The sequence below is a fragment of the Hymenobacter arizonensis genome, assembly GCF_900115775.1.
GTDB lineage: Bacteria > Bacteroidota > Bacteroidia > Cytophagales > Hymenobacteraceae > Hymenobacter > Hymenobacter arizonensis.
The window spans coordinates 486652-502150 of sequence record NZ_FOXS01000001.1 but is presented as its reverse complement, the minus strand read 5'-3'; the positions used below and the strand labels follow the sequence as shown (position 1 = coordinate 502150).

14 protein-coding genes are annotated in these 15499 nt (G+C 60.4%); 6 read left to right on the top strand and 8 right to left on the bottom strand.

What is annotated here, in order from left to right; all coding sequences use genetic code 11:
* Positions 1-61: 61 nt before the first annotated feature.
* From BMZ66_RS02115 to xerD, 5 genes are all read right to left on the bottom strand, one after another.
* On the bottom strand, positions 62-1393 hold the full coding sequence (locus BMZ66_RS02115) for a hypothetical protein (protein WP_092668477.1): 1332 nt from the start codon (positions 1391-1393) through the stop codon (positions 62-64).
* Positions 1390-2691 (bottom strand): DUF2851 family protein, encoded by a 1302-nt coding sequence (locus BMZ66_RS02110; RefSeq protein WP_092668475.1) that lies wholly within the window; start codon positions 2689-2691, stop codon positions 1390-1392. Before BMZ66_RS02110 ends, BMZ66_RS02115 begins: the two co-directional genes overlap by 4 nt.
* Before the next feature lie 83 nt (positions 2692-2774).
* Positions 2775-3419 (bottom strand): outer membrane lipoprotein periplasmic chaperone LolA1, encoded by a 645-nt coding sequence (lolA1, locus tag BMZ66_RS02105; RefSeq protein ID WP_092668473.1) that lies wholly within the window; start codon positions 3417-3419, stop codon positions 2775-2777.
* A gap of 217 nt (positions 3420-3636) precedes the next feature.
* A complete protein-coding gene (locus tag BMZ66_RS02100; protein WP_214606940.1) occupies positions 3637-6582 on the bottom strand; it encodes an FtsK/SpoIIIE family DNA translocase in 2946 nt (981 codons plus the stop codon).
* Positions 6583-6699: 117 nt separating this feature from the next.
* On the bottom strand, positions 6700-7599 hold the full coding sequence (gene xerD / locus BMZ66_RS02095; RefSeq protein ID WP_092668471.1) for a site-specific tyrosine recombinase XerD: 900 nt from the start codon (positions 7597-7599) through the stop codon (positions 6700-6702).
* A 168-nt stretch (positions 7600-7767) separates the two neighbouring features.
* On the opposite strand from xerD, the gene aroQ reads away from it, so the two are divergent.
* From aroQ to BMZ66_RS02075, 4 genes are all read left to right on the top strand, one after another.
* Complete coding sequence (aroQ, locus tag BMZ66_RS02090) at positions 7768-8214, top strand: type II 3-dehydroquinate dehydratase (protein ID WP_092668469.1); 447 nt, start codon at positions 7768-7770, stop codon at positions 8212-8214.
* A 229-nt stretch (positions 8215-8443) separates the two neighbouring features.
* Positions 8444-9520, top strand: a complete 1077-nt coding sequence (locus tag BMZ66_RS02085) for an aminotransferase class V-fold PLP-dependent enzyme (protein WP_092668467.1) — start codon at positions 8444-8446, stop codon at positions 9518-9520.
* Positions 9521-9774: 254 nt separating this feature from the next.
* Complete coding sequence (gene rnhA / locus BMZ66_RS02080; protein WP_092668465.1) at positions 9775-10245, top strand: ribonuclease HI; 471 nt, start codon at positions 9775-9777, stop codon at positions 10243-10245.
* Between the two features lie 7 nt (positions 10246-10252).
* The gene (locus BMZ66_RS02075) at positions 10253-10993 is read left to right on the top strand and encodes a tRNA1(Val) (adenine(37)-N6)-methyltransferase (RefSeq protein ID WP_092668463.1); all 741 of its coding nucleotides are present in this window, start codon (positions 10253-10255) and stop codon (positions 10991-10993) included.
* A 31-nt stretch (positions 10994-11024) separates the two neighbouring features.
* Here the strand turns inward: BMZ66_RS02075 and BMZ66_RS02070 are convergent, their stop codons facing one another.
* Genes BMZ66_RS02070 through BMZ66_RS02060 form a run of 3 tightly spaced genes read right to left on the bottom strand, consistent with a single transcriptional unit; the run spans position 11025 to position 14077 of the window.
* Positions 11025-11717 carry an ATP-binding cassette domain-containing protein gene (locus BMZ66_RS02070; protein WP_092668461.1) on the bottom strand — a complete coding sequence of 231 codons (693 nt, stop codon included), beginning with the start codon at positions 11715-11717 and terminating at the stop codon, positions 11025-11027.
* A gap of 11 nt (positions 11718-11728) precedes the next feature.
* Positions 11729-12682 carry a hypothetical protein gene (locus BMZ66_RS02065; RefSeq protein WP_143080010.1) on the bottom strand — a complete coding sequence of 318 codons (954 nt, stop codon included), beginning with the start codon at positions 12680-12682 and terminating at the stop codon, positions 11729-11731.
* 42 nt (positions 12683-12724) lie between these two features.
* Positions 12725-14077, bottom strand: coding sequence for a saccharopine dehydrogenase family protein (locus BMZ66_RS02060; protein WP_092668457.1), 1353 nt, complete (start codon positions 14075-14077; stop codon positions 12725-12727).
* A gap of 148 nt (positions 14078-14225) precedes the next feature.
* Here BMZ66_RS02060 and BMZ66_RS02055 point away from each other — a divergent pair, with 148 nt between their 5' ends.
* Both BMZ66_RS02055 and BMZ66_RS02050 read left to right on the top strand, forming a co-directional pair.
* Positions 14226-14723 carry a cytidine deaminase gene (locus BMZ66_RS02055; RefSeq protein ID WP_092668455.1) on the top strand — a complete coding sequence of 166 codons (498 nt, stop codon included), beginning with the start codon at positions 14226-14228 and terminating at the stop codon, positions 14721-14723.
* A gap of 77 nt (positions 14724-14800) precedes the next feature.
* On the top strand, positions 14801-15460 hold the full coding sequence (locus BMZ66_RS02050; protein ID WP_092668453.1) for an alpha/beta hydrolase: 660 nt from the start codon (positions 14801-14803) through the stop codon (positions 15458-15460).
* The last annotated feature ends 39 nt before the right edge of the window (positions 15461-15499 follow it).

Below are 15499 nucleotides of genomic sequence, written 5' to 3'. Positions count from 1 at the left end.
AGCCGCAAAGTTACGCTACCGGCCGGGCAAGCCTTTTACCCAACTTTTAAACAATCATAAATCAACTCCGGCTCGGTCCGGCCAGCCCCACCCGTCGTAATAGCGCGGCAGCATAGTCGTTTTGCAACAACAAGAATAGAAGAAACGGCACCAGTTCGCTTCTGTATCGATTCAGCGAGCCAAGGTTGGGAGTAGTCAGTCCCATCAAAAAGGCCAGAATCAGACAGAAAACGACGAGGCCCAACCCCAGTGCAAAAGGCAAATGCCCGCCGCGCCCACGGGCAAGCGCTACCACCGCGAGGACAAGCAAGCTTAAGATTGCGGCGTTTTCGAGGCCGGCTGCTATGTAGGTCGGCTGCCGGGACTCGCCCAGCCACGGCCTTGTTAGTACATTGGCCACGGCTAGCGGGGCGTGGGCCATCATGCTTTCGAGCGTGGGGCGCAGGTCCGGGTATTCGAAGTGAGGTTTCCCTACTGAGTGTTCGACTTCGAAGGTGTAAACCTTAATTACCTGATTGGTGAATTTATTGGCGCTAAAGCCCGTACTCAGCTGCGGAGCCAGCCATATTCCCAGCCCCAGCACGGCAGCCATCACCCCGGCTTGCACCCAGCGGTAGCGGGCCAACCCCAGCTGCTGCAGCCAGTACCCCAGCGCTACCCCGGCCAGCACCCCAAGCAATGGCACGGCGAAGAAGTAGCGCATCTTAAAATGAAAGTAGGCGAGCCCTGCCGTGAGCAGCCCCCAGCCCAGCCAGTGCCAGCCTTGGCGCCGCCCCGCGACGTCCCCATAAAGCAGGTCCAATACCTGAGCAGTAAGCCAAGCACCACTCCCAAGCAGAGCCGCTTCTTTGCTGATGCCAGTTGTCCAGAACCAAACCGATGGCCATAATAGAAAAGCGACCACGCCGGCTCCGGGCAGGGTATGGGGTAGCACCTGCGCCAGCTTCCGCACCAGTTGCCAGCAACCTACAAAGGCGAACAAGCTCAGATATAGCCCATTCAGCCAGCTGGTTTCAAGCGAGGCCAGGTTCAGCAGCGCTAAAATCTTGATTAGGTACCAGGTATTAGACAATCCCTGGTACACTGCATCATATCCAGTGCCGTCGGCATGCGTTATGCGGAACACATTCACGGAGCCAAACAGCAGACTCGCGGCCTCCGCCGGGCCCGACCATAACCTTGCAGTGACCTGCGTGCTCAGATACGTCATGAACTGTGCGTCCAGCTTCGGGACCCAGCTACGGGCCACCCCGACCACCACCCGCAGGGCCAGCCCCACAGCAAAAATGGTACGCCACCACCCTGCACCCGCCCAGTGCCACTGCCGAATCAGCCAAGGCAGCAGCAGGGCCAAGAGCCCCGCATTCAGTAAAACGGCCAGAACTAGCTTCACCGGGCCACGCGGGGTTGCTGTACCAAACGGCTGCCAATGGCGCAATGCAGGCAGCGCCGCGGAGCACAATAGCTCTTGTGCAGGGCCAGTAGTCCCTGCGAATCGGCAGCACTGCCGTGGGCAAATCCGAGAGCATCGTAAACATCGGTGAACTGGTTGTGCTCAGCAGGTAATTCGCTAAGCAGGGCCACGCTGCTCTCTACCAAAGCTGGCTGACCCAGGTGGCGGGCATAAGCTACCCGTAGCGGGACTACCACGTTAGTGATAAGCAAGCAAATGCTGCTCTTGCCTATGGCCGGCACCTTGCCCGCGCGGCCGGGCCGGAAGTGCGTGCGCCAATATTCAGACACGGGAGCCTGGAAAAACTCGGCCAGCGCCGACACGCTTTGCGCCGTAACTAAGGCATCAAACAACGCGGGCCGAGCGTGGAGCAGGCCCGCCAACTGCCCCAGCCGCACAGGCGGAAAATTGGCGGGCCGCAACCGGAGGTAGTTCCATTCGTGGACCTGCAATGCCGCGGCGCCCAAGTTGTACTTGTGCCGCAAAAACTCATGCTCTTGCTTCAAGCTCTGGATGTACTCATCGGCAACTGTCTCCTCATTATCAGCAAGAAAACCTGCTTGACCAAATAGCAGCGCCTCCAGCTGCCGCGGGTTGTGCCGGTGCCGACGCAGCACCGCCAAGGGCAGAGCCTTGGCAAGGCGAGCCAGCGGTTCGCTGTTTTTCTGAAAGCCGAAGGCCGCCATTAGCGCATGGTAAGTGGTAGCCTCCCAGTCCTGACCAAGGTGTTGGTGCAAATCCAGAACCGCATCGGCTTTACGCTCCACGCGCTCAAATAGCGCCCGGTCAACCATCATGGTCCTGGTGATTTCGGGCACCAGGCCAAGTAGTGGCGCGCAGGGCAGCGGGGCGGCAGCGGGGGCTTCTACCAAAGCAGTATAGCGTCCCAGCAGCTCCGGCATAAGGCGGGGCTGCAAAGCCAAGGCAGGAATCAGGCTGCCGTTGGTACGAACCACTTCGGCATCGTGGCTGCCCACTACATGCAGAATAACTTGGTCGTACTTGGGGTCAATCTGGTGGTTGTGACGGGCCCAATCGGAAGCCCGCAGGTGGATTTCGACTGCTCCGTTCCACTCCACTTCACCCAGGCGCAAGCGGGCATTGAGAAAGTCGGGGCCGGCATCGGCGTTGCGGTGGCCGGGGCGAAGCACTTGGATTTCCTCCCCTCCAGCAGTTCGCAAATCAGCCTTGTCGAAATACTGGTGCTGCCAGATGTAGTGGAGGAAGTCTTCGCGCATGACTACAAATGTAAAACGGCCCGCCTCTTTCGAAGCGGGCCGTTTTCAAGAAAAATTGAGTTAGTGGTAACTCAACCGCAGGTTTAGCGCAAGTCCACCACTTTCACGCCTTTATACTTGGCCTTGTCGAAAGCAAACGTATTGGCATCGACAGGCGGATTGGGCTGGAATTTTTTGATGTTGAACGTGTACTGGTTGCCGTTCTTTTTAAACATCTGCCAGCTTTTCACCGACGAGTCGTTTTTACGCACCTTCAGCCGCACTTTAAACACGTCATTCTGGCGGTTTTCGGGGGCTAGCTCAATTACATCGAGGGCTTCGCCACCTTCCTGCACCTGCTGCACATAGGTGTACTTATATCCCTTTTTGTACATGGTGTAAATCTGCGAAGGAGACATCTCTTGCGTATCCGGGTCCGAATCCGAGATGTTGACCTCGTTTTCGTTCTTCAGGTACGTCCAAGTCGTTTTGCCGTCATTGATGACTTCCTGGCCGCTGATTTTTAGACGAAACTTCTGGCCGCTTACCAAAATGTCACCGTTGATATTCTGCTTCACTTTGGCCGCTGGGTTTTCCAGGGTTTGGGTAAAAGCGGCTTGAAACGCATTTAGTGCCTGGTATTTGGCACTCATTTGGTCAAGAATTTTGCCGGCTTTAGGGTCCTGTTGAGCGGCAGCGGGCAAGGCCAGGGTCGCCATGAACAGCAACAGGGAGAATGATTTTTTCATTAGATAAGGGAGAACTGGAGGCATCTTAAAGCGCTCCGATGGCCTGATACGGGCTCAATAAACAAACGGCCGGCCAAAGTGCTACTCAAAGAGCATTAATACCAAAAAAAGTTTGGATTACCGAGAACCGCTAACAAACAACGAGCTGGCCGGACGCAGACACTGAGTTGATTAACCTCCTGTCGCCCGGCCAGCTCGCTGCAAATCAAAGCATTTATTACTTCATCGAGTTCAGCAGCTGTTCCAACTGGTACTCGTCGGGAATGAGCACGTCACGGGCTTTGCTGCCCTCGAACGGCCCTACGATGCCCGCGTGCTGGAGTTGGTCGATAAGGCGGCCGGCGCGGTTGTAGCCGAGCTTGAGCTTGCGCTGGAGCAAGCTGGTACTGCCCTGCTGGTGGAGCACGATGCAGCGGGCGGCCTCCTCAAACATGGTGTCGCGCTCCGAGGGGTCCATCTCCTCGTTGCCGCTGCCGGCGTCGCCGTCGGCCCCGGCTACTTCGGGCAGCAGGTAGGCGTCAGAGTAGCCCTGCTGCTCGCCGATGAAGTCACAGACACGGTCCACTTCCGGGGTGTCGATGAAGGCGCACTGCACGCGAATTAGGTCGGAACCGGCCGAGAACAGCATGTCGCCCTGGCCGATGAGCTGGTCGGCGCCGCCGGTGTCCAGAATGGTCCGCGAGTCAATTTTGCTCGTCACCTTAAAGGAAATCCGGCAGGGGAAGTTAGCCTTGATGATACCCGTAATCACGTTTACGCTGGGGCGCTGGGTGGCCACAATGAGGTGAATGCCAATGGCACGGGCCAGCTGCGCGAGGCGGGCAATGGGCGTTTCCACTTCTTTGCCGGCCGTCATCATCAGGTCGGCCAGCTCGTCGATGACCAGCACGATGAAGGGCAGGAAGCGGTGGCCTTTCTTGGGGTTGAGGCGGCGCTCGATGAACTTGTGGTTGTACTCCTTCAGGTTGCGGCAGCCGGCTTCCTTCAGCAGGTCGTAGCGCCGGTCCATCTCCATGCACAGTGAGTTGAGGGTGTTGACCACCTTCTTCGTGTCGGTGATGATGGCCTCGTCGGTGTCAGGCAGCTTGGCTAGGTAGTGGCGCTCAATCTTGTTGAAAATGCTCAATTCCACCTTCTTAGGGTCGACGAGCACAAACTTGAGCTGCGCGGGGTGGCGCTTGTAAAGCAACGAAGCCAGAATTACGTTCAGGCCCACCGACTTGCCCTGGCCCGTGGCGCCGGCCATGAGCAAGTGGGGCATTTTGGCCAAATCCGCCACAAACACTTCGTTGGTGATGGTGCGGCCGAAGGCAATGGGCAGGTCCATTTCCGACTTGGCAAACTTCTCCGAGCCCAGCACCGAGCGGATGCTCACCATCTCCTTCTTCGTGTTGGGCACCTCGATGCCGATGGTACCCTTGCCTGGGATAGGCGCAATAATACGAATACCCAGAGCCGCCAAACTCAGGGCAATATCGTCTTCCAGGGCCTTGATTTTGGAGATGCGCACGCCGGCCTCGGGCACGATTTCATAAAGCGTGACCGTGGGGCCAATCGTGGCCTTGATGCTGGCGATGCTGATGCCGTAGTGCCCCAGCGTTTCCACAATCCGGTCCTTGTTAGCCTCCAGTTCCTCCTTGGTTACTTGGGCTTTGGCAACGCCGTAGTCGTTCAGCAGCTCCAGGGTTGGGAACTGGAAGCGCGAGAGCTCCAGGGTGGGGTCGTAGTTGCCCGGCGGCATGGCATCGGCGTCTTCGTCCTCGTCGGCCACGGCGGCGATGTCGGCCCCAGCGTTCGGGTCGAGGTCGTCGCGACCTGGCGTGGTGATTTCCAACGTGCGCAGGGCTGGAGCGGCGGGTGCTGCTGGTGCGGGTGCAGGCAGGTCGCCATCGGCTAAATCGGCCAGTGACAGCGGAGTAGGAATGGTAGAAAGCGGCACGCTGGGCGCAACTTCCGGCGTGGGCATCTCAATGGAGAAGGCAGGGCCGGTGGCTGCCAAAGGCACTGCAGCCACGGCAGCGCCAGCCGGTGCGACGGCGGTGCTGGCCACGCTCAACGCCACGCCGGCTCCCATCCGGGGCGCTGGCTCAAACTCGACGGCTGCCGGGGCATCCGTCAGCTCTTCCTCGGGCTCATCCATGTTGATGTCCAGAGCAGGCGCAGGAGCTTTGGCGCCGCCAGCCGAAGTGCGGGCAGTGGTTGTAACGGCCGACTCCTGAGCCGCGGGCTTGGTCTTGGCAGAAGCCGCAGCCGCCACTGGTGCCACGGCTGCAGCCTGCTCGGCGGCAATTTCGGCTTCCAGTTCGGCGTCTTCTTCGGCGTCGTCTTCCACGCCCATGCGGCGGAAGCTGCCCAGGTTAATGCTGGTGACATTGAAGAAGAACACCACAAACGAAATCAACGCAAAGGCCAGCAGCAGCACCGTGCCCCAGCCAATGAGGCTGTCGAGCCAGGACGCGGCTTCGAAACCAACGCCGCCACACAGAAAATCGAGCCGGTGAGCTAGGGCGGGGTCAGCACCGGGGGTGGCTAGCGTGACTACCACGTAGCCGAGCAGCACACTCAGCCACGCCATGGTGAACAGGCCCAGGGCCAACACGTAGCTCACCGAGCCGGAGGCCGACCGGAAAACTATTTTGTATCCCAGGAAGAACACCACTGGAATCAACGCAAATGCCGCAACGCCAAACAGTTTGTAAATAAACAGTTGTGCAGCCCAGGCCCCCAGAAGGCCAAGCCAGTTGCCCGACTCCTGCCCTGCCTCTTTAAGTGGCGTTGTTCCTAGGCCTGCCACCACACTCTGGTCGGCGTGGCCCGTGAACAGGAACGAGGTGAAAGCGATGGTGAGGTACAAGCTGGCCAGCAGCAACCCAAACCCGATGAAGAGGTGAAAGCGGCGGTCGCGCAGAATGGCCAGCAGGTTGCCTACGCCGGGCAGCGGCCCGCGTGGGGCACGGGGTGGCTTGGGCGCAGGCGCTACCCGAGCAGCTTTGGGCACATTGGTAGCCGCGGGCCGGGGTTCGGGCCGGGGCTCCGGGCGGACCGGAGCGGGCTCCGGACGGTTGCCCGCGGCGCGCGGCTCGTTCCGCCGAGGCTGCCGAGAATCAGCAGGGCGGTTGGCAGAAGGGCCGGCGGGGGTGTTTTTATAACGATTATCTGCCATTCGAAAGAAGCATAAAGGCCAAATTTAAGCAATCCAGGCTTGAAACCGGCAGCGGGCCAGAAAATGAAAAGCGCACCCAAACGAGCCCCTAGCTTCCCTCCTACCCCGGGCCCGTTGCTAGCTCCGGGGATGAAACTCGGTAATTACCTGGCGCAGATAGTCCCGGTCAAGGTGCGTGTAAATTTCGGTGGTGGTAATGCTGGCGTGACCCAGCATCTCCTGCACGGCGCGTAAGTCGGCCCCGCCCTCAATGAGGTGCGTAGCGAAGGAATGCCGCAAGGTGTGGGGGCTGATGGTTTTGCGCAGCCCCGCTTGCTCGGCCAGCTTTTTTAAGGTGGTAAAAACGGTGATGCGCGAAAGAGGCCGGCCGCGCTGGCTGAGAAACACCACGTCTTCGGCCCCGCTTTTTATGTCCTGGTGCCCGCGCACTCCGCTGATGTAGAAGTTGAGGTGCTTCAGGGCTTCGCGGCCGATGGGCACCAGCCGCTCCTTGTTGCCCTTGCCCACCACCTTCACAAACCCTTGCTCGGCGTACATGTTGGAGAGGCGCAGGTCGCACAGCTCGCTCACGCGCAGACCCGACGAGTACATCACTTCCAGCAGGGCGCGTGCCCGCAGGCCCTCGTCGGTGCTCAGGTCGATGACGGCCAGCAGTTCTTCAATTTCAGGGTAGCTGAGGGTGTCGGGAAGGTGGCGGCCGGTTTTGGGCGCTTCCAGGGTGTCGGTGGGGTCCAGCTTCAGCAGGTCTTCCATGATGAGGAAGTCGAAAAAGGCCTTAAGCCCCGAGAGCGTGCGCGCCTGCGAAGTAGCGCTGAGACCCAAGCCCTGCAGGGTGCTCAGAAATTCGCGCAGCACGGCCGTAGTCACTTGCGTGGGGCCGGCAAACACCTTCTCCATCATTAAAAACTGTTGGAGCTTGGTCACGTCGCGCACGTAGGCTTCAACGGAATTGGGCGAAAGCGACTTTTCGAGCCGCAGGTAACCCTGAAATTGTTGAATAGCCTGGGGCCAGGTCATGGCAGTTGACAATAATCATTTAACATGTGACACGCAACTGCCGCCTTCAGGGCTCGGGGGCCACTTGCGTAGCTTGCGGCTCCAAAGAACGGCGCTTGGCCGCAATGCCTCGTGAGAGAACACGCCAGCCGCGTGCTACCTGTTGAATGCTAACTGTTAAATAACCCGATGAACATTCTCATTATCAACGGCCCCAACCTCAACTTACTGGGCCGCCGCGAACCCGGCATCTACGGCACCCGTTCGTTCGACGATTTTTTCCCGGAGCTGGAAACCGCTTTCCCTGACCTCACCCTGAGCCATTTTCAGTCGAACCACGAAGGAGCAATCCTTGACAAGCTGCACGAAGTAGGGTTCACGCATCACGGCATTGTGCTCAATGCCGGGGCCTACACCCACACCAGCATTGCCCTGGCTGATGCCGTGGCCGGCATAGCCACGCCGGTAGTAGAGGTGCACCTGAGCAACCTGGCGGCTCGCGAGGAGTTCCGGCAGAAAAGCCTGCTGGGACGGCATTGCGCGGGCAGCATCAGCGGCTTTGGGCTGGAAAGCTACCGGCTAGCGGTGCAGTGGTTTCTGAACCAGCAGCCCAAGCGGGTCGGGTTTCGGGTGTGAGACTGCGCCGCGGCTGATTTCTAAAAAGGCCCGGATTTTTGCGTTGCCCGCCTTCGGATGCGGACAATTTCGCGCCGAACTTTGCGCCCGTAGGCGGTTCTCCGTCTGCCTCCCCGTTTTGGGCGCCCCGCTCCACGGCCTGGGCCAATACATGCAGTAGTGTATTCGTTGCAGTCCCGGGCCCACGCCGCGCCCCTGCGTTTCCTCAACCCGAAAATCCGTTCAATCCGTGGTTCAGCCTTTCACTTTCAACCCCGGGCCTTCGGCCGTATATCCCGCCGTTCGCCAATACCTGACCGATGCTTTTGACGAGGGCTGGCTCTCGGCCCCCCACCGCAGCGAAAAAGTAACCAGTCTGGTCCGCCAAACCGTGGCCGATGTCAAGGCCAAACTCAATATTCCACAGGACTACACCGTGCTGTTCACCAGCTCGGCCACCGAGTGCTGGGAAGTGCTGGCGCAAAGCCTTACGCCCCGCCGCAGCTTTCACCTCTACAACGGCGACTTCGGCGAGAAGTGGCTGAAGTATGCCAAGGCCCTGCGGCCGGCCAGCAGCGGCATGTCGTTCGGCCTCGATGAACTGCCCGACATTGGGACCCTGCCCTTTTCGGCCGAAGACACCGACATGGTGTGCATCACCCAAAACGAAACCAGCACCGCCACCCAGCTGCGCGAAGGCTTCATTCTGAACCTGTTCAATCGCCTCGGCGGCGCCCTGCTGGCAGTGGACGCCACCAGCAGCCTCGGCGGCCTCAACCTGAAATACATCAAGGCTGATATTTGGTTTGGCTCGGTACAGAAGTGCTTTGGGCTGCCTGCCGGCCTGGGCCTGCTGGTACTCTCGACGCGGGCCGTGGCCCAGGCGCGCCTCGTGAACGACCGGGCGCACTACAACGCCTTGCCGGCCATGCTGAGCCAGATGCTCAACTTCCAAACCAACTACACGCCCAACGTCCTCGGCATTTACCTGCTCAGCCGGGTCTTGGCCGAACGGGAGCCCATCAAAACGGTACACCAGCACCTCGCCGACCGCGCTCAGAAGCTCTACGACTTCTTCGAGCAGGCCACGCCGCTGCAGCCCCTCATCACCAATCCCGAAACCCGCTCAACCACCGTTATCGGCCTGAAAGGCGATGCCGCAGTCATAGAAGAAATCAAGCGCAAGGCCCTCGAAGTAGGTCTGCATCTGGGCAGCGGCTACGGCCCGCTGAAAAATACCACCATCCGCATCGCCAACTTCCCCGCCGTGCCCGACGCCGCTTTCGAAGCCCTGGTTCAGTTCTTCGCCAAGGAATTCCCCGCTTAGCGCAACAAGAGAACGTCAAACTCCCCTCCTTGGATAAGGAGGGGATGTTGTCGCGCAGCGACAACGGGGGTGGTTGGATTCGTTGCACGACACCTGAACAATACCCGAACTGTATCGTCAGCCCGACCCAAACCCAGTCGTGCAACGCCCACAACCACCCCTGTTCAGCCTGGCGGCTGAACATCCCCTCCTTTGTAAGGAGGGGAGTTTGTCGTGCGCCGAGCACGCTTCCCACCTGAAATACCACTCCATCCATGATTCAATTATTCACCGACGGCTCTGCGCGCGGCAACCCCGGCCCTGGCGGGTACGGGGCGATACTGCGCTACGGCCCCCACGAAAAAGAACTTACCCAAGGCTTCCGCCTCACCACCAACAACCGCATGGAATTGCTGGCTGTCATTGTGGGCCTCGAAGCCGTGAACCGCCCCGACCTGCCCATTCGGGTAGTGTCCGACTCAAAGTACGTGGTGGATGCCGTGGAGAAAAAGTGGGTATTTGGCTGGGAAAAGAAACCGGACTTCGGCAAAAAAGCCAACGAGGACCTGTGGCGGCGCTTCCTAAAGGTCTACCGCCAGCGCAAGGTGAGCTTTCACTGGATAAAAGGACACGCCGGGCACGCCGAAAACGAGCGCTGCGATGTGCTGGCCGTGCAAAGTGCACTAGGCAAGGGCCTGCTAATTGACGAAGGCTACGAGGCCATTGCCAAGGCCTCGCTCCTGTAGCCGCGTCATGCCCAACGACTATTTCCAGTTCCAGCAGTTTCGCATCGAGCAAGGCAGCTGCGCCATGAAGGTGAGCACCGATGCCTGCCTGCTGGGCGCGGCGGCCTCCCTAGCGGGCGCTACGCGGCTCCTGGACATTGGCACCGGCACTGGGCTACTAGCCCTGATGGCCGCCCAACGCCACCCCACCGTCGAAATAGAGGCCGTGGAGATTGACGAGGCCGCCGCTGCACAAGCTGCCCACAACGCCGCTGCCAGCCCGTGGGCCGACCGCATCCAAGTACGCGCCACTACCTTGGCCGATTATGCAGCCTCCACGCCAGCCTCGTTCAGCCACATCATTTGCAATCCGCCGTTCTTCCGGCATTCGTTACCCTCGGCCGATGCCGCACGCAACACGGCCCGGCACGTCAGCACCGAATCGCTTTCATTTGGGGAGTTGGCCGGGTTTGCCTACCAGTTTTTATTGCCGGCGGGAGCCTTGACCGTGTTGCTACCGACCCCCGAGATGCTTCATTTTGAAGCAGTGGCCCAGCAGGCAGGGCTGCACTTGGCTGAGCGGTTGGTAGTGCGACACCGCCCTGGCGGGCGCCCTACCCGGCACATTAGTCGGTTCCTGCGTGAGGAATCAGGTGGCCATTCAGGCTTGAGTCTGAAAGAAATGGAATTGACAATTCACGCTGATGAGGGGCCGGCTTATTCGGCTGCTTTCCGAGCTTTACTGTCAGGGTTCTATCTCGCGCTTTAGCTTTAGCATTGGATAGCTTTACTCATGGAATCTAAACCAATGAATCCAGCATTGCTAGTTTTCCGCGGTGCAAACTATTGAGCAAGTCACTTTCCAAGGTTCCGAAATCGGCAGCTAAGTAGTGGCGCTGCACAAGCCCGTCAACGAGCACCGTTATTTCATCGGCGGTTTCGGTGAGGGTGCCAAGGATATGAGAGGTTAGCAGGATGCCGGTGCCCCGGTCACGCAGTCGGCACAGTATTTCTTTGAGCAGCAGGTTGGCCTCCAGGTCCAGGCCGTTGAAAGGTTCATCCAGAATCAGGTAGTCGAAATTCTGCACCAAAAGAGCCAGCAAGGCGAGCTTTTTGCGCATGCCGGCGGAGTACTCATCGGCGTACTGGTCTAGAGGCAACTCCAGCAAGCGGTTCCAGCCCGCAAAATCAGTGATGTCCCGGCTGCGGGCCTGCAGGCAGAATTCCAGGTACTCCCGCCCGGTCAGGCGGGGGTAGAAGTAGGGTTCGTAGGGCAACAAGCCAGTGTGCTCCCGTAGCGGCTGGCCGGCAGAGCCATGCACTTCGCCCGAGAAGTCGGTCTCTAGCCCATAGAGGCAGTTTAGCAAGGTCGTTTTGCCGGCGCCATTAGCCCCCACCAAGCCGTGGATGGTACCGGGCCGCAGGGTCAGGCTCACGTCGTGCAGCACCACGTGGCTGCCGTAGGCCTTGCGAAGGTTTTTAACTTCAAGCATCAGCAAATTTGTTAATGGCCCAACACGGTTCGCAGGCGGCGCTGACTCTGCCAAATCAGGCCTCCGGTAGCTACCAGCAGCAGTACCGGGTACACCGGGTTGCCGGGCAGCGCCAAAGCCACCCCCACCACCAGCGCCTGGGTAGTGCGAATATGCGTGGCGTTAGGATAGAAAGCGTACTTCGTCAGAATAATTAGTCCCACCAGCCCGAGCCAAGCCACTGCCACTGCCACGGCCCCCCCTATGCCGGCTGGGCCCACCGCCAACAGCCACCAAAAAGGAGCGGCCGTAAGCGCGGCATACCCTAGCCCCAATATCAACCGCCGCCCCAGAAACTGCCGCGCCGAGCGCGCCCCCAGCGCCACCATGGTAACCGGCTCTGGCGTCCCGTAGCAAGCCACTACCACCAAAAGCCACCCGGCCAAGGCCAGCACCGGCCCCAGCGGCGAGGCGTGCTGCCACCCGGCACCGGCCAGTAGCACCGGCCATGCCCAGCCACCCGTACGCATGCCACTCACCCACTCAAATGCTTCGCTCCGAAACCAACTTTGACTTTTATGCCGTGTGCCCAGCGCCTCGCGTACCGGCGGCAACGCCGCTGCCCCAGGGGCCAGCAGCAGCGTGAGCCCGGCCGCTGCCCAGTGCTGGAACAATGCCAGCACCACCGCCACCGGAACTACCCACAACAGGTATTCAACCGCCAACCACCACCGGTAGGCCGGGGCGCTGATTGCCAGAAACCGCAAGTCGCTCCGTTGCCTATGTGCTGAAGCCACCAGCAGCGCCACGCTTACGGGCACCGCCCATTGCCACCCTGGGCTGCTTGCCGCCAGCACCACCGCCCGCCCCACAACTGCCAGCAGCATGGGTACCAGCAGTGCCAGCCGCACCCACCCAATTTCGAGCAGGAGCCGACCAGCCAGCCGCCGGCGCATCAGCAAATAGGCGAATAGCGCTTGTGTCATACTACCTCAACGCACCAACCTGAATTGCTATTGCCTGCTTTATTAGGCTCCGGTTTCTTCCTCGCTGAAAACAATGCCGTAGTCAGCCGCCAGCTCATCAAGAATGGGTTCGTAGAGGTCGGCCCCAATAGGCAGCAGCACCCCGGGTTTGCGGCCCTCGCCCCGCACCAGGCGCCTCACGGCCATGCCCAACGGCAAGCCCACGGTTTTGGCCATGCCGGTATGCGTGGCATCCTCGCCCTCCACCGCCAGCGAAGACGTCAGCCGATGCACAGCCCCGTTCAGCTCGTACTCGAACAAATGCTGCATCACAATCAAGTCGTGGTCGTAGGGCTGAAGCTGCCACTTCTCGCTGAGCAAACGCTCGAGCAGTTGAGCAGGCGTAGCGTTGGCGTGGCCCACGGGCCGGGCCGAAAACAAACCCAGCCAGTTGAGGCGGCCCATTTCTTCGCCCGTTGGTTCTAGGCCCAGGTAGGTGGCGAAACGCACCGACAGGTCAAGGTTGGGGACGCGCGCAAGGGGCAAGTAAGCTCCCACCAGCTCTGCCCACGTCATGGATTCGGAGTTGCCTAGGTTCACCGAGTCATCGGTGAGGCCCAGACGCACGAGGGCGTGCCAGGCAGCACAATAGCCCGGCCGCCGCAAGGTGCCGCGCAAGATGGTTGGAATGTCATCCAAGCCATAAGGGGCCCGGTAGCTGAGCGAGTCCCGGTTGGCATAGCCCTCAAACTCTCCATAGCCCGGCAAGGCCAGCGTTTCGGTGCGGGCAAACAATTGCTGGTAAGGAATAAAACGCGGATGGCCGTTTTCCAAGTACTTGGCCGTGCTTTGGCCAGCCAACACCACGTTGCGCGGGTTCCAGGTAAACTTGTATCTCCAGGGGTTGTCGCCCTCGGCGGCCGGAGCCAGCAACCCGCCGCAATATGACTTAAACGACGTGATGCGCCCGCCCCGGCGCCGGATGTGCTCAATGGCCCGCATGGCCGACATATGGTCCAGCCCCGGGTCGAGGCCGCACTCCATGAGCAGCGTCACGCCGGCGGCCACGGCCTCGTCGTGCAGCGCCGCAATCTCGGGGCTCACGTAGCTGGCCGTGGCCAAATGCCGCCCGTGCCGCACGCACACGCGGGCCACCACCGGGTGCAGCAAGGCCGGCAGCATCGAAATCACCACATCGGCCTGCGTCACCAACTCTTCCAGCAGGGTAGCATTTTCCAGGTCGAAGGGCACCGCGCGGGCGTACTCCGAGTGCGCGGCCAGCACCGGCACTAAGTGGGCGGGGTTGGCATCGGCCACGGTCAAAAACCACTTTTCGGTGGGCGCGTGGCCCAACAGATATTGAATCAGAGACGAAGCCGAGCGCCCCGCGCCCAGCAATAACAAGCGGGTAGTCATGCCGCAAAAGTAGGGCGCTTGGGCTGCCCTGGCCGAAGCTAATGCAGCAGACCGCGCTGGATGAGGGCAGCGGCTAATGTCCAATTTGAATTATTCCGGCCTCATTCCGCACCACGTCTTATCTTCGCCGCCCCCTTACCCGCACTACATGGCCCGCATTCCCCGCCAGCAGCTCATTGCCTACGAAGAACTGGACTCTGCCACCGACCTCAGCGCCGCCGAGCAGGCCACGTGGCAAGCCGCCCGGGACGCTACCGCTCATGCCTATGCTCCCTACTCCGGTTTCCACGTAGGCGCAGCGTTACTTCTGGCCGATGGCACCATTTTCCGGGGCACCAATCAAGAGAACGCCGCCTACCCTTCCGGTCTCTGCGCCGAGCGCACGGCGCTGTTTGGCCTGGCCGCCAACCAACCCCACCATGCTCCCATCGTTGCCATGGCGGTGGCCGCCCGGCCCAGCGACGGCGACTTTGGCCCTGCCTTCCCCTGCGGAGCTTGCCGGCAGGTAATGCTAGAGTATGAAGTGCGCCAAGGCCAGGTCATCCCGCTGCTGCTCCCCAGCCGCGCCGGCACCATTTTGCGGTTTAGCTCCCTGGCCGCGCTGATGCCCTTCAACTTCTCACCCGACGACTTACCGGCTAGCTAAAGTAGCCTCGTCTCCATCAGGTATAGGCTGCCGGAAATCCTAGTTTAAGGCAGCAGCCACCTCGTCTCAGTAATAGCATGACCGAGCATCACCTGGCCGTAACCCGCACCGCTCGCTACTATCAGCTGGGCGAACTGTCGGAAAGCACCACCCGCGTTTGGTTTGTATGCCACGGCTATGGGCAGTTGGCGGCCTATTTCATTAGGCATTTCGCTTTCTTAACCGAAGCCGACCCCCACACCGTAGTCGTTGCCCCGGAAGGCCTGTCGCGTTTCTACCTCAGCGGCAACGGCGGCCGCGTCGGAGCCAGTTGGATGACCCGCGACGACCGCCTGCATGAAATTGAAGACCACATTGGCTTCCTCAACCAGTTGGCTGGCCAGGTGCTGGCCGCCTGCTCTGCCGATGTTCAGGTCACCGTGTTGGGATTCTCGCAGGGCACCGCTACCGTAAGCCGCTGGCTTGACCAGGCTGCCTTCCGGCCGGCACACCTCGTACTCTGGGCCGGGGGCTTTCCCGAAGACTTGGCGCGAGCCATCGCCGCTCCCCTGCTGCACCAGCTCCCCCTGACCCTGGTGGTCGGCACCGACGACGAATACGTTTCCGCGGAGAAAATAGCGCAGCAGCAAGCGCAGCTTGAGGCCCTGGGGGCCACTCCCCGGCTACTCACCTTCGCCGGAAAGCACCAACTCGACCGCCGCGTACTAGAAGAACTCGCCGGCCTCACCCGCCCGTAATTTCAGTTTTGCAGCCCTACCCAGTCGGAATGGTATTCG

What these genes read in the sequence shown, in the direction of transcription:
- BMZ66_RS02110 (WP_092668475.1), bottom strand. Translation starts at nt 2,691, where the DNA reads ATGCGCGAAGACTTCCTCCACTACATCTGGCAGCACCAGTATTTCGAC.
- BMZ66_RS02065 (WP_143080010.1), bottom strand. Translation starts at nt 12,682, where the DNA reads ATGACACAAGCGCTATTCGCCTATTTGCTGATGCGCCGGCGGCTGGCT.
- BMZ66_RS02075 (WP_092668463.1), top strand. Translation starts at nt 10,253, where the DNA reads ATGCCCAACGACTATTTCCAGTTCCAGCAGTTTCGCATCGAGCAAGGC.
- xerD (WP_092668471.1), bottom strand. Translation starts at nt 7,599, where the DNA reads ATGACCTGGCCCCAGGCTATTCAACAATTTCAGGGTTACCTGCGGCTC.
- BMZ66_RS02060 (WP_092668457.1), bottom strand. Translation starts at nt 14,077, where the DNA reads ATGACTACCCGCTTGTTATTGCTGGGCGCGGGGCGCTCGGCTTCGTCT.
- BMZ66_RS02055 (WP_092668455.1), top strand. Translation starts at nt 14,226, where the DNA reads ATGGCCCGCATTCCCCGCCAGCAGCTCATTGCCTACGAAGAACTGGAC.
- BMZ66_RS02050 (WP_092668453.1), top strand. Translation starts at nt 14,801, where the DNA reads ATGACCGAGCATCACCTGGCCGTAACCCGCACCGCTCGCTACTATCAG.
- BMZ66_RS02070 (WP_092668461.1), bottom strand. Translation starts at nt 11,717, where the DNA reads ATGCTTGAAGTTAAAAACCTTCGCAAGGCCTACGGCAGCCACGTGGTG.
- aroQ (WP_092668469.1), top strand. Translation starts at nt 7,768, where the DNA reads ATGAACATTCTCATTATCAACGGCCCCAACCTCAACTTACTGGGCCGC.
- BMZ66_RS02100 (WP_214606940.1), bottom strand. Translation starts at nt 6,582, where the DNA reads ATGGCAGATAATCGTTATAAAAACACCCCCGCCGGCCCTTCTGCCAAC.
- rnhA (WP_092668465.1), top strand. Translation starts at nt 9,775, where the DNA reads ATGATTCAATTATTCACCGACGGCTCTGCGCGCGGCAACCCCGGCCCT.
- lolA1 (WP_092668473.1), bottom strand. Translation starts at nt 3,419, where the DNA reads ATGAAAAAATCATTCTCCCTGTTGCTGTTCATGGCGACCCTGGCCTTG.